At 38.9% G+C, this 13,212-nt stretch carries 17 protein-coding genes; 9 read left to right on the forward strand and 8 right to left on the reverse strand.

The window, feature by feature from the left end:
* Window positions 1–183: 183 nt before the first annotated feature.
* The 3 genes from MHI04_RS09240 to MHI04_RS09250 all read left to right on the forward strand — a co-directional run bounded on the left by MHI04_RS09240 (window position 184) and on the right by MHI04_RS09250 (window position 2,717).
* Window positions 184–309, forward strand: coding sequence for a hypothetical protein (locus tag MHI04_RS09240; RefSeq protein WP_255358833.1), 126 nt, complete (start codon window positions 184–186; stop codon window positions 307–309).
* Window positions 310–752: 443 nt separating this feature from the next.
* Window positions 753–1,913, forward strand: a complete 1,161-nt coding sequence (locus MHI04_RS09245; RefSeq protein WP_342535572.1) for an MFS transporter — start codon at window positions 753–755, stop codon at window positions 1,911–1,913.
* Window positions 1,914–2,057: 144 nt separating this feature from the next.
* Window positions 2,058–2,717: an MBL fold metallo-hydrolase gene (locus MHI04_RS09250; protein ID WP_342535573.1), complete on the forward strand. Its 660-nt coding sequence runs from the start codon at window positions 2,058–2,060 to the stop codon at window positions 2,715–2,717.
* A 49-nt stretch (window positions 2,718–2,766) separates the two neighbouring features.
* On the opposite strand, the gene MHI04_RS09255 is transcribed toward MHI04_RS09250, so the two are convergent.
* The 5 genes from MHI04_RS09255 to MHI04_RS09275 form a co-directional block, all read right to left on the reverse strand.
* Window positions 2,767–3,708 carry an IS3 family transposase gene (locus MHI04_RS09255; protein ID WP_342535766.1) on the reverse strand — a complete coding sequence of 314 codons (942 nt, stop codon included), beginning with the start codon at window positions 3,706–3,708 and terminating at the stop codon, window positions 2,767–2,769.
* Window positions 3,594–4,157 (reverse strand): helix-turn-helix domain-containing protein, encoded by a 564-nt coding sequence (locus tag MHI04_RS09260; protein WP_342535574.1) that lies wholly within the window; start codon window positions 4,155–4,157, stop codon window positions 3,594–3,596. Before MHI04_RS09260 ends, MHI04_RS09255 begins: the two co-directional genes overlap by 115 nt.
* 74 nt (window positions 4,158–4,231) lie before the next feature.
* A complete protein-coding gene (locus MHI04_RS09265; protein ID WP_342535575.1) occupies window positions 4,232–5,398 on the reverse strand; it encodes a Ger(x)C family spore germination protein in 1,167 nt (388 codons plus the stop codon).
* Between the two features lie 136 nt (window positions 5,399–5,534).
* Window positions 5,535–5,780 (reverse strand): YkuS family protein, encoded by a 246-nt coding sequence (locus tag MHI04_RS09270; protein WP_036127519.1) that lies wholly within the window; start codon window positions 5,778–5,780, stop codon window positions 5,535–5,537.
* Between the two features lie 82 nt (window positions 5,781–5,862).
* Window positions 5,863–6,840, reverse strand: coding sequence for an arginine deiminase family protein (locus MHI04_RS09275; protein WP_342535576.1), 978 nt, complete (start codon window positions 6,838–6,840; stop codon window positions 5,863–5,865).
* Between the two features lie 117 nt (window positions 6,841–6,957).
* On the opposite strand from MHI04_RS09275, the gene MHI04_RS09280 reads away from it, so the two are divergent.
* Complete coding sequence (locus MHI04_RS09280; protein WP_036127503.1) at window positions 6,958–7,155, forward strand: Fragile-X-F protein; 198 nt, start codon at window positions 6,958–6,960, stop codon at window positions 7,153–7,155.
* 453 nt (window positions 7,156–7,608) lie between these two features.
* On the opposite strand, the gene MHI04_RS09285 is transcribed toward MHI04_RS09280, so the two are convergent.
* The gene (locus MHI04_RS09285; RefSeq protein ID WP_271913091.1) at window positions 7,609–8,184 is read right to left on the reverse strand and encodes a TIGR00730 family Rossman fold protein; all 576 of its coding nucleotides are present in this window, start codon (window positions 8,182–8,184) and stop codon (window positions 7,609–7,611) included.
* A 224-nt stretch (window positions 8,185–8,408) separates the two neighbouring features.
* On the opposite strand from MHI04_RS09285, the gene MHI04_RS09290 reads away from it, so the two are divergent.
* Together MHI04_RS09290 and MHI04_RS09295 are read left to right on the forward strand one after the other, a co-directional pair.
* Window positions 8,409–8,726, forward strand: a complete 318-nt coding sequence (locus MHI04_RS09290) for a MazG-like family protein (protein WP_036127510.1) — start codon at window positions 8,409–8,411, stop codon at window positions 8,724–8,726.
* Between the two features lie 10 nt (window positions 8,727–8,736).
* Window positions 8,737–9,069 (forward strand): GNAT family N-acetyltransferase, encoded by a 333-nt coding sequence (locus MHI04_RS09295; protein WP_342535577.1) that lies wholly within the window; start codon window positions 8,737–8,739, stop codon window positions 9,067–9,069.
* A gap of 139 nt (window positions 9,070–9,208) precedes the next feature.
* Here MHI04_RS09295 and MHI04_RS09300 read toward each other — a convergent pair whose 3' ends face one another.
* Window positions 9,209–9,661: an NUDIX domain-containing protein gene (locus MHI04_RS09300; protein WP_036127498.1), complete on the reverse strand. Its 453-nt coding sequence runs from the start codon at window positions 9,659–9,661 to the stop codon at window positions 9,209–9,211.
* A 95-nt stretch (window positions 9,662–9,756) separates the two neighbouring features.
* On the opposite strand from MHI04_RS09300, the gene MHI04_RS09305 reads away from it, so the two are divergent.
* On the forward strand, window positions 9,757–10,254 hold the full coding sequence (locus MHI04_RS09305; RefSeq protein ID WP_230593953.1) for a hypothetical protein: 498 nt from the start codon (window positions 9,757–9,759) through the stop codon (window positions 10,252–10,254).
* Between the two features lie 80 nt (window positions 10,255–10,334).
* Here MHI04_RS09305 and MHI04_RS09310 read toward each other — a convergent pair whose 3' ends face one another.
* Entirely contained in the window at window positions 10,335–11,507 is a 1,173-nt protein-coding gene (locus tag MHI04_RS09310; protein ID WP_340812690.1) for a multidrug effflux MFS transporter, read from the reverse strand.
* A 346-nt stretch (window positions 11,508–11,853) separates the two neighbouring features.
* Here MHI04_RS09310 and MHI04_RS09315 point away from each other — a divergent pair, with 346 nt between their 5' ends.
* Window positions 11,854–12,387, forward strand: coding sequence for a GNAT family N-acetyltransferase (locus MHI04_RS09315; RefSeq protein ID WP_340810935.1), 534 nt, complete (start codon window positions 11,854–11,856; stop codon window positions 12,385–12,387).
* A gap of 158 nt (window positions 12,388–12,545) precedes the next feature.
* Window positions 12,546–12,752, forward strand: coding sequence for a hypothetical protein (locus MHI04_RS09320; protein WP_271913097.1), 207 nt, complete (start codon window positions 12,546–12,548; stop codon window positions 12,750–12,752).
* The last annotated feature ends 460 nt before the right edge of the window (window positions 12,753–13,212 follow it).

Here is a 13,212-nt window from a genome sequence, read left to right on the forward strand (position 1 = left end):
ACCTTAGCTGAACCAGATAGGGTGGATTGTGGATATTAATGCTTCTACATTACAGTTTACTCGTTATCATCACTACTCTAGCACTCTGTGTGGGAACACAATTTTCTAGTATAAAATTGATTCGTTCAACATATACAAATAGTAGAGAACGTATTCCTTTTGACATAATAGAGGAGGATGTAGATGAGTAAACAAATGTCTATGTTTGAGCTTTTGGGAACACCAAAGACCGTAGATGAAGCTATCAAAAGTGTGGAAAAGAAAAATGTAGTCGTACCTCGTAAGGTGGGCTATATTGTGCAACGATAAAACATGCCATGTAACAATAAATAAAAACGCTGTATTTGCTTTTATGAGTTACTTGTATTAAATTATAATAAGCTATTCATAGATTTTTAGAGAGGAGGCAAAATGTGATGGAAACTGTTTTCAGAAGAACTGCCGTTGAAGTAAAGACATTTTTACAATTAGATGATTACTGTTCAAAGGGACCAGTCTGTGATTTTTTAGAAAAACACCATATAGAACTCAGTAACCGGAAGCTTTTTGCCTTTGTATGTCATTCGTGAAAAACGTATTTTAAAAACGATACAAAGTAATGCCTAGACGCCGGTTTTATGGCGTCTTTTTTGTTGTGATTAAACTTAGAGAGGGTGAGCTAATTGCTGAAAAAATTAAGGCAATTAAGGGATGTTTCAGTGTTCCAAGCGCTTCTAATTTAGCAAAACAATTAGAAGCGAGGAATTTTAACTATGAAAAAACAACCCATTTTTACTACATCATTTCTTTTTCTATTTATAAGTAATTTTTTCATTTTTATAGGATTTGAAATGTTACTGCCTATCTTACCAGCCTATTTATTAAGTATAAACGCCACTCCTATGCAAGTAGGTTTGGTAACGACGGTATTTACACTAGGCGCCATTATAATAAGACCTTTTATAGGTTATTATTTAATCGATCATAAGCGAAAACATCTAGCTATTGGGGCAGGCATCATGTTGCTGATGATTACAATGTTATATCCTTTTCTTAGCACGATTTGGATTTTCCTATTGTTACGGTTTTTCCATGGAACAGCGTGGGGGATTTCTACTACAGCCAATAGTACAATGGCTGTAGATATCATTCCTAAAGCTAGATTAGGAGAAGGAATGGGTTATTTCTCGGTTTCAACAACAGTCGGAGCTATTGTTGCACCAAGTTTAGGTATCCTTATGTATAATTCCTTTTCCTTCCATACGCTGATTTGGTCATCTGCATTACTCTGTTTATTTGCGGTCATAATGCTTCCATTTATTCATTCAGCTACACCTAAACAATTTGACAAGCAGCCATTTCGATTTATGGAAGCGATTTTTGAAAAAGATGTATGGTTTCAGTCTTTATTGACTGTAGTGACGACGCTTGGTTTTGGAGCCGTCATTACATTCTTAGTCCTTTTCGGAGAGCAAAAGGGATTAGATCAGATTTTTCTATTCTTTTTTATCAACGCAATTGTTTCCACTTTATTACGTCCATTTACAGGAAAATGGTTTGATAAAAATGGACCATGGTCTATTATCATTGTGTCAGCAACACTTGGTTTCTTATCACTAATTGTGTTGTCCTATACAACAAATAATCACACTCTTATTTTGGCAGCCATTTTATTCGGTGCAGGTTATGGGACCGTTATGCCATGTTTACAAACATGGACTGTTCAAAAAGTAAGTGAAGCCAAAAGCGGTGCAGCCAATGCTACTTTTCTTTCAAGCTTTGATGTTGGTGTTGGCGTTAGTGCATTTTTCTTAGGGATTTTAGCAGAATGGATGAGTATAGCAATGATTTTCCGTCTTGTTAGCTTAAGCTTTCTTATTGTTGTCCTGTTAGTATACTACGATTACATTACCAATAAGAAAATGAACCAGTAATATAATAATAGGGACCAGTCTCAAATGTCTGGTCCTTTTACTATGAATGATAAAAATAAAGGAAGAAAGCAGGGAATCCTGTTTAAAAAACAGAAACTAGCTAAATGCCATAATTTATAAGAAACGGTGAAGGAGGCGTGTGTTATGCAAATGGCGAACGGGATAGCAATGCTGGAACTCCATTATCAGGGCTTTGTGATTCATCCTACATTGGTGTGGGACCAGGACATGGCGGTGTTGATTGACACCGGTTTTCCTGGGCAAATGGAAGAGCTGCATGAGGTGATAGTACAGGTGGGTGTGTCGTTAAATCAGCTCAAAGCGATTATCTTAACGCATCAGGATGTGGATCATATCGGCTGTCTACCTGATTTATTACAAGTGTGTGGGCCACATGTTCAAGTATATGCACATGCTCTCGACAAGCCCTATATTCAAGGAGAGCTGCCGCTAGTAAAAGATGGACATTTAGAGAACCCTCCGAAGGGTAAGGTGGATGTGGTGCTGAGTGATGGTGAAGAACTACCATTTTGTGGCGGGATTCGTGTTATTCATACACCAGGGCATACACCAGGTCATATTAGCCTGTATTTAACACAGAGTAAAACATTGGTGGCGGGTGACGCGATGTATAGTGTAGACGGTCATATTGAGGGCGTTCATGAACCAACTGCATTGGACGTAGAAGAAGCTCGTCAGTCTTTACAGAAATGCCTAGATATCGACCTTGAAGCGGTGATTTGTTATCACGGAGGCATCAGTAGGGGAGCAGTCCTTGAACAAATGAAAAAAATATTGTCATGATAAAAAGACCACGCCAAGAGGTAGTGACCCCTTAAAGTTAGAGTTTTTATTATGCAGCTAATTGGCGGGCTAGAGTTCGGTATTTTACTGGACTCATGCCAGCCAATTTTTGTTTAATACGTTCATTGTTATAGTAGTCGATATATCGTTCGATTTTTTCCTTCAATTCTTCAAACGGGATTAATACTTCACCGTAATACATCTCTTGTTTAAGTATGCCAAAGAAGTTTTCCATCGCCGCATTATCTGCACATGTCGCTTTGCGAGACATGCTTTGGAAAACCTTGTTTTGCCGTAATGTTTTCACCCATGAATTATGTTGATAATGCCAGCCTTGATCCGAATGAATTGTTGCACGATATGTAGCTTGGTTCTGAATAATTGGTAGAACTTGATGTAGCGATTCTAATACGAAATCCAATGTTGGGCGTTTAGACATACTAAACCCAATAATTTCGCCATTATAGAGATCCATAATTGGACTTAAATAAAGTTTTTCATCTTCTGTACACTTGAATTCTGTTACGTCTGTCACCAGTTTTTGTAAAGTGTTTGGCGTATTGAAACGGCGGTTTAATCGATTATTTGCGACTTTACCCACCTTGCCCTTGTACGATTTATAACGAGATTTACGAACGAATTTTACACACTTTAAGTCCAATTCCTTCATGATTCGCTGTACTTTTTTGTGATTGATGACGTATCCTTGCGCTTTTAATTCTGCATGGATTCGGCGATAACCATATCTACCTTCATGCTTCTCAAATAGCGCTGAAATCAACGTTTTCCATTCTTGATTGGGATCTTCATTTTTTAACTGTTGAATATGGTAATGATACGTTGCTTCTGGGATCTCAATGATTTTCAATACATCTTTCAATCGGAACCCTTCTTCTTTGAGTTCGAATGCCAACGCTGCTTGTGCTTTTCGAGGAAGGCATCCAGATTCGCCTCGAAAGCGTCTAACTTTTTTAAGTACGCAATCTCTAATCGGAGAAGCTCATTTTCACGTTCTAGCTGTTCTTCACGAGACAATGTGTTTGGTTGTTTGACAGGTTTATTTTTAGGATTAGTAGACATAGGTGGCCGTCCCTTCGCTTTTTCTTGCAGGCCTTCTATACCTTCCTTCAAAAATTTACTGTTCCAGTTCGCTATTAAGCCTGGATTATTCATGTTAAATTCAATCGCTGTATCTTGATAAGAAGCACCTGTTTGTTTCATAAAGTGTAATACATCGAGCTTGAATTGAACAGAATAAGCCTTTTTTGTTACTTTTCTACGTAATCCAACTTCTCCAAATTCTTTGAAGGCACGTACCCACCGCTTTATTTGCGAATGATTTGGTATGTCATGTTTTTTCGCTAATAATTTATAACCTAAAGGGCCTTTCATGTATTTATTAACCACATGTATTTTGAATTCTTCGCTGTATTTCGCCATATAAAAACACCCCTAAAGTTTAGATTTTTGACTCTAACTTTAGGGGTGCAGGACCAGAAGGGTGGTCTCTTCCATTATTCGGCGATGGTCTCTTCAAATGTTTTACGGCCAGGGCTTACTTTATTAATATGAATATCGATTTTACGGATGGAATCCTTCGTTAATGGAATTTTGCCATCCTTTTCTAGTTTCTTCCATGCCTTTACATTATCGCGGTAGAGGTATTCTGATAAGCGAAAGACATCCGCATCCATTTTCAAGCCTTCCTCGAAGGTAGCCATAATTTCATCTTTGACTGCTTTTTCTACTTTTTTTCTTACTTGATCGGGTGTCAGCTTCCCTTTAAAGCCATTTAAAATTGTGTTGAATTTTAAATACACCTCAAATTGGACTTGATTGTTTTGGACGATAGGTTTGACATCGACATCTAACTTTTGAATATCGACAGTTAAGAAATCACTTTTCTCGTTATTTTCCAATTTAACAGTGATTTCCCCTTGCTTTGTTTCATCGTTCATCCATTCAATACCGCGAGCGGCTTTACCTTTAATATAGCCTTTAAAACTATCCTTTGAGAGGATACCGACACCTGTAAAAACGGTTTCTGTTTTGGTACCATCTATGGTTTCCCAGTTTTCATTGACAGTTACGTAAGGGATTTTCATTTCATGGTTTGGCTCATTTAAGCCAATCACTAGCTGTCGCAAATTAACAGGCTCTACAAAGGACTCCTGCTTAGCCGTATTTTTAGGATTACTTAATTTCGCGGCAGTCGGTGACTTCTCTAATAAAGGGGAAACTAATAAAACATCCTCGATTGGGTCTTGTGTACAGTAGACCCAAATATGATATCTAGTTTCACGAAAGCGTAAAAAAGTATCGATTACAGCAATGGCATGCTCATCCTTCATCGCATTCTCTGAGAAAAGAAGATAGGTCATATGCCCCCAAAATACTTCTTGGTCCATGGAACGATATAATTTGTAAATCGCTTCTTCTATTGTTTTTCCCTTCGCTTGACCAATTTCTGTAGGTGAGGCTTGAGGGTTAGATTGTTCTGTTTTCGCTACGTTGGCAAAGTTGATAATTTGTAAGTACACAGTATATTCATTATCCTTATAATCAACCCCAACACCTTGCACATAATACATTCGTTGAGGCTCTGTAACATCCCAGCAGCCTGACATGAGTAGTGTAGTCGTAAGCATTAAAATAACAATCGCAATATTTTTTTGACTCATATGTCTCCCTACTTTTTCTAGTTCATGTATAGTAGTTTGGACAAGAACACATGGTATTATAAGTACAGATTATGTAGGAATGACAAAAGAAAGTGCTATCCCCAGTCAATGTGACATGGTGACAGCACTTGTTGTTTTAGTGGAAATATTTTTCGACACGTTGAATGACGTCATTTGCTGACAAGCCATCTGCATCAATGACAGGGCCTGCCATGACAGGATCACTAATGCCCATCACGTCTCTGTCCTGACCTGTAATGATACAAGCATCACATTTTTTGGCATCCTCTTCATTGCGAAGCTGGATGACCTCATAGCCTTTTGCTTTTAAAGCATCCTCGATATTAGATAATGATTGTTCCACACCAATAATTCTAGACATTTTTTTGTCCACCTCCTATAAATAATGTGCCATTTCAGCTTGTTCATTATTCATATTATTTTTTAGGGGAGATGGATAATGTCTATGCATTTGTCCGTAATAGTGGTTGTGTACTACATCTAAAAGAACCACCAAAGCTTCGGGAGATGTTAAAATCAACGTATTCTACAGTGAGACCTCTTTGTACTAATTGCTCGCCAATCCATGTAAATTCTTTATCTGTAATGTAAACCTCTTCATTGATAGGGAGACCGTTTGTTGCAAGTCGTGAGGCATCTTCTAGGGAAACATGAATTTTATCCCAATCCTTCAGCTGTTCGGGGATTCCCTCTAAGAAAGCATCCTCGCAGACAATCATCAGACCATCCCTTACCAAACTAAGTGCACAGTCTAGATGGAGAATCGTTGGATGAAGTGGAACCTCGACCACTGTAAAATCAAAATGACTGGCTAAATTACGCAGCCACTGCACGCCATTTTTATTGGAGGCTAGCCCTGAATTTCCTACGAAAATCGTTTTATCTAGCACTAACACATCGCCACCCTCTAAAAATGGGCCAGCCTCAGAATCCAGCCCGTCTGCGATATCAGGCTTTGGAATGGACACATAGAAACATTGGTTATCGTTTGCTTCCTGAGCTAAAAGATTACGCACTGGCAAGATTTCGTTCCGTCTATGAGGAAATCGAAGGGAGCCTTCAATTAAAAAATGACCGATAGTGAAAAAGGGATCACGAACAAAGAAATTGCTATAGCCATCCTCTTGTCCTAGCTCTTTTTCATAATCTGTTAAAAGTCGTGGCACCTGTACTTCCACACCATATTTTTCAAGTACTTTTTTTAAATTTGCTCGTTCTAATTCCCATTGCTGCTGTCTTTCTGGAAAGACCTCTTTGAAGTTTTTACCGAGCGTATCAACGCCCGCATAAATGGCTAGCGTTTCTTCTGTTAAAAATTCGTCATCTGTTGGATTGCCTGTAGCGGGAAAAGCAAACTCTGATTGAGCCATAACAACTCTTTTTAACGGAGCAAACTCACTTTTTACAAAAATATTCGTCATAGTACGACCTCCTGTTATATCATTTAGAGAAAATAGTGAAATTTTTTCCTGCGTTGTTCCATATCGTAAGGGATATAGTTACTACATAGTCAAGAAAGGTTGTAGGGTGGTGAAAAGATGGGCATTGCAGAAGTGTTGACCATTGTCTTTGTCGTTTTAAAGCTAACAGATGTGATTGCTTGGTCGTGGTGGGTCGTTTTATTACCAGCCATACTCTCATTCAGTTTGTATGTCATTGTGGTAGTAATAAAGCTTATGACGGTCCTTATTGCGGTAATCGCTGTTAAAAGGCGGGAAAAAAGGGTGGATCAATAAAACAAGGAGAAAATCGAACAAATTCGAAGATCACCTTATTCGTTGAAGTAGCTTGATTTCATAGTCAAAAATTATTGTACAGCGTTCCTCTGGATTCGCTAAAGAAAAAATGATAGAAGCATCTGTATGAGGGAATGAACTTCTTTTTCATTACGAGCTTATCTAATATCGAGATCAGTTACGCTGTTTCCGCTGGATCAGTATAATACGATTTTTCCCTCGTATCTGAAATTAATACAGTATTGACTTCAGATATAGCATCATACTAGTGGTCTACGATAAAATGATAGTAAATAGTAATCGGAAAATAACCAAGTCCATCTTCTTTTAAGAATCGCGGTCGCCTCCCAGTTCTTGCGCCAATATAAATTAATTTTGGAAGTGGGGGAATGATGTTGTCAAAAACTTCAAAGTGGTAAGATCAGCCCGCCTAGGGCCAACCTTACCACTTCACTATTTGCTTAATTCATAGGTTTTCACAGCCGGAGCAACAAAGCTTTCACATTTATCTAAAAGCGTTGCAGTGTCTTCAGCGACAATTAATGCTTCACGATTTTGAGCTTTTAAAAATTGTTCATTTTGCATATGGTCAAAAAATGAGATTAATAAATCAAAATAGCCTTCCATATTGAAAATCGCACAAGGCTTTTGAAGCAGCCCTATTTGATTCCAAGTAAACACTTCGAAAAATTCCTCTAAAGTACCAGGACCACCAGGAAGGGCAATAAAGCCATCAGCTAGCTCCATCATTTTACTTTTCCGTTCATGCATCGTGTTCACAACAATCAGCTCGGTTAAGTGCTGATGCGCAATTTCACGTTCTTCTAATAATGTAGGAATGACCCCTATAACCTTGCCACCTTCTTGTAGCACGGTATTCGCTACTGTAGCCATGATGCCAACTGAAGCACCACCATAAATAAGGGTAATTTGTCTTTTAGCTAATTCTTTTCCTAGTAGAATCGCACCTTCACGATAAGCATCAGAAGCGCCAAGACTTGATCCGCAAAATACAGCAACACTGTTCATAGTAGATTTCCTCCATAACTGATTAAATTCTTCTTGTACCGAAAGCAGTGTAAACGCCCGTTGAACTTAGGGAATAGCGTAAAAACGCCACGCCTTTAGTAATGACAGTCTCATGCTGTTCCCAAAGCCTCCCATGGGTAGCATAGATTTTAACAAGGGCTTTGGCTAAGGCACAAATAATAGTATAATTTATTTTGAAGAGGAAGGAAATGGAGGAAAAGGAATTGGAACTAAATGAATTTCAACGTTGGGTAAAGGATTATTATGAAGCACGAGGCTGGTCAGAGCTCAATATTTTTACACGTATTGGCTTCTTGGCAGAAGAAACTGGTGAGGTAGCGAGAGCCATTCGAGCGATCGAGATTGGTAGAGATCGACCAGATGAAAAAACACAATCCTATGAGGAACATAAACAAGAGCTTATTGAAGAGCTAGGGGATGTACTAGGCAATCTTATTGTCATTGCCAATCAATATGATATTCCATTAGAAGAAATATTTGCGGCTCATCAGGACAAGCTAGTAAAACGCTATCAGGACTAGGAGGAACTCGATGGAATATCAAGTTGAGGTTTTACATAAACAGCATGAAGCGTTTACGAATTTTTTAAGTGAAAAAATTCGCGCCTATAATAATGAACATTCCTCTTATCATCGTGCAAGTAGACAGCAGGGGGCAATCCAACCATTGCAATTGATAGTCACAGATTTACAGCAGCAATGGGTAGGTGGTATAACGGCTGAAGTCTACTGGGGATGGGTGGAAATACATAAGTTTTGGTTTAGTGAAGAGTATCGTGGAAAAGGAATTGGCACAAAGCTCCTAGCCAAGGCAGAGTTAGTAGCAAAGGAAATGGGTGCTACAAAAGCTCTGCTGACAACCTAGGAGTTTCAAGCTCGCACATTTTATGAGGCACAAGGCTATCAAGTGGTAGGAGAAATTAAAGATTATCCACCAGGTAGTAGTTATTATACGATGGTGAAAAATCTAGTGTAAGAGCGGTCAATGAGGATAGAAGCCGGCTTTAATTGACATCTCCTAAATAAATCGCTGTTTGTTGTCCTTGGATAAAGTGCTGTAGAGGGCGGATGAATGCTTTAGGATAAAATCTATAAGTGTGTAGCTCTTCTATAGGTATCCACTGTGTGCCGATTTGATGTTGATCTGGATTGGTTGGCTGACAAACTTGCCCATTGAATTGACATTGAAAATAATATTCTACCTGGTGGACATTTGCGTCAAAGGCGGCATGCTCATGATTTTTTCCAATATATTCTCGGATAAAAAGAAGCTCTCCAATCTGAACAGAGGAGCCGATTTCTTCGAGGCATTCTCTTTGCAGTGTTTTAGGGAATGTCTCACCATGCTCTTGTCCACCACCTGGGCAAAGATAAAAATAGCCCTCGTCATCTTGATTTTTTATTAGCAATATATTGCCATCAACGATAATGATGGCTTTTACAGAATTTCTAATCATAGGTATCTCCTTTGGATAGTTATTTTTCGTGGTCATGACTAAAATGCTTCATGAATGTCTACCTTAGTAAAAAGGGGAGATCAAGCGTGTATTCAATGTCCAATTTTAAACTACTTGTCGAAAAACAGGCTGAAATCGATACAATTTATCAGCGTTGTGATGATTTAATTGAGAAGACTGTTACACCGCAATTAGATGAAAAAGTAGAGCAGTTTTTAAAGATGGTCGAACAACATTTAACAAAGCAGGGCTTTAAGGTTACGAATACATCCACAGGTGTAATTGCCAATTATCAAGAAGCCGTCATTAATGTAGATAAACATTCCAAGCATTTGGAAGAATGCTTTTTTATCAATTTAAATAGCTATGCTGAGGATCAAGTATCCATTGTTTTGAACATCTCACCCACGATGCTACCGAAAATATCTAATCAACTCGATGGCTACACGGATATTATCGAGCAAATGACCGATAAGCTAAAGCAAGCCAAAAGTCTAGAAAAAGCCTGTACGAATCCAACATTTCTTTATAAAACGCAAAGCAATAAGGTTTTTCATTCGGCACAGGAAGTATTGGATTATTATTTTCAATAATGTCGTCAATAGGAGAAGCCACCTTAATTATTTAAGGTGGCTCATTTTTATGCTGACGATAAGATGCCCGCTTTCATCGATTATCGTATAAATTTTCTCCCACAAAGCCACATCGTCAGGGATAGACCTAAGAAATAGAGTGGCATTGTTAATAAAGAACCGTTGTGTAGCAAACTCATACCCGTTGTGATGGCACTGACTAATAGGTAATAGCCGAGACTAAAAATCGCGCCTGCTGTCCCAATAACATCCTGAAAGTCTACTAGTGCAAGACTTAGGCAATTAGGAAGTGCCATGCCAGAGCCGAGCAGTAGGACGAAAACGGTCAGCAAGATGCCGATTTCTACGAGTAATGCATGCAGTGGCATCAAACAAACGATAGTCAACAGCACAGCACCCAAAAGCATCACCAGACAGCCGAGGTGAATGATTTTTTGCGGTGGATGGTTGATGACCAGTCGTTTTGAAATCATGGCCCCTATGATAGAAGCCAATGCCACAATGATACCAAGAAAACCGTATAGGCCTGGTGACATTTGAAAATGACCAATGAAGATAAAGGGTGCTTCGGCATAGTAGCTAAATAGTACACCATTGATGCCCCCAATCAGTAGTCCATAGACAAGAACGGTTGGCGAAGCAACAATGCGTTTGACGACAGGCCAAATCGCTATTCGTTGTCTTGCGGCTGGATCTGTTGTTTCAGGAAGTCTGTAATAAGCATACATGAACAACAAGATACTCATCACCACAAGGACAAAAAACACGGCTCGAAAGCCAAGTGCTTGATCGACCCAGCCACCAATCAACGGCCCTACCGCAGGGGTAAAGGCAATGACAGCTGAAATTTGTGCGAACATAGCATGTCGCTGGCTACCTGCTACGCTTTCACGCAAAATGGTCTGTGTAATAATGGAGCCAGTGGCAGCCCCAAACGCTTGAATAAATCGACTTGCAATTAGAAAAGGAATCGTCTCTGCGTAAACACAGAGCAAGCTCCCTATACCGTAAAAAAGGAGACCGGCTAACATGGCAGGTCGACGGCCAATGAAATCAGAAATCCATCCCCAGCAAAAAACACCTAATGCAAAGCCAATAAAATAGATGCTTAAAGTTAATTGGACAGCGCTATTGGATACACCAAGTGCAGCTGCAATATCCGGTAGAGATGGTGTGTATATCGTTTCACTAATTTGTGGAAATGCCACAAGAACAATCATTAATAATAAAGATGGTACTGCCTGTTTTTTCAACATATTGCCCTCCTACAAGCAAAATCTACTTTGTTCGTTACAAGTAGATAGCGTAGCTAGGGAAACGGCGGGACCATTATAAGTATACGTTCATAGGATGTCATGTTGAAAATCACCTTTATCTATACTCAGCAAAAATGGTATACCGAAAAATACGGAAGCTGAGCTGTAATGGATATGCATGTAGTAGGAGTGCATAGTCTGATTACTATTATAAGCTATTTTATAATACCTTTATAGTAATAATTGCTAATCTTATCAATTTTTAAGAGATAGAGCTAGTGTCAAAAAGGATTTTGAAAGTGGATTAGAGAAATGGTAATGGGTGGTAGAGGAGGAGAAGGGAATGTTTCCAGTTTTAGAAACGGCAAGACTTAGGTTAAGAGAGCTAACTTTAGAGGATGTACCAGCCATTTTCCGCTGCTTTTCGAATGAGGCTGTAACACGCTATTATGGGCAGGAACCCTTTGTCGATACACAGCAGGCTAAACAGGCTATTAAGCAGTTTGCTAAAAACTTTGAACAAAAAAGAGGGATTCGTTGGGGCATTGAACGCAAAGATTCGAATGAAGTCATTGGTACGATTGGCTTCCATTTATGGTCGGCTGCGCATCATCGAGCAGAAATTGGCTATGAAATTCATCCCGATTACTGGCGACAAGGTTATATAAAAGAAGCCGTGCAAAAAGTGATAGCCTATGGCTTTCAGGACATGAACCTGAATCGCATTGGAGCTGTTGTCTTTTTAGAAAATGAAGCTTCCAGTCAACTATTGATGAAGCTAGGGTTCCAACAAGAAGGCATCCTAAGAGACTATATGTATCAAAATGGGCAAGCCTATGATACATTCATTTATTCTTTATTAAAAAAGGAAGAATAATGCCACTTTTTTATTTTAAAAGAATAATATTTAGTGAAAAAAGGATGATAAATAATGATTTAGGCTGGGTTTCGATGCTGTTTTTTTCGGCTATAGTACTAATATGAACAACAATTCATTTGTTCGTGTAAAAAGTATCTGACGAGGGGCTGGGTGTTATGGAGCAATATAGCACAGCTTATTTTCAAAAGCTAGATTTACTAGCAAGCTTATACGCAGGGCATGCCGCTTTAAAGGATTCAATATCAACAGAGAAAGTCAACCAAATGGAGCGCTATCAACAAATCGAAGCGGCAATTGCCAAGCTAAATAATGAAATAAGACTGATTGAACGGACTATTTTAAAGTCCTCAAGAAATCGTTAATAGCAGCTCAACCCATGCGTGTACATGCATGGGTTTTTATCTGTAGAGGGGAGAAAACATTGCAACATGCATCGATGAATAGAAGATCTTATTGTTGTATAGTTAGAGATCATTTCTAAGATAGACAGAAAATTCATGGAAGGAAGCATTAACAACCCATATTCCTTTTCAACATGTGGCACAGGTGGTTGATATCTGCTGTGGAGGCGGCATCTATACCAAGTCACTTATCAATACGAGGGTATCCTCTGTAACAGGAGGAGATTTTTCACAAGCCATGATAGAGGGGCAAAAGAAAATTGCCGAGCTTATCCACAATTTGTCCAAGGGGATACTTTAGCAGCAGGCCCTGCAGAAAATACTTATGTTGTTGTGCTTAAACGGGTATTGATACATTATCTAAAAGATCTCAACGCATTCTTTCAAGTGGCTTATCGTCTCATTCAAAAGGAAGTGGTGC

This window comes from Lysinibacillus sp. FSL K6-1151, assembly GCF_038630755.1.
GTDB classification, from domain to species: domain Bacteria; phylum Bacillota; class Bacilli; order Bacillales_A; family Planococcaceae; genus Lysinibacillus; species Lysinibacillus fusiformis_D.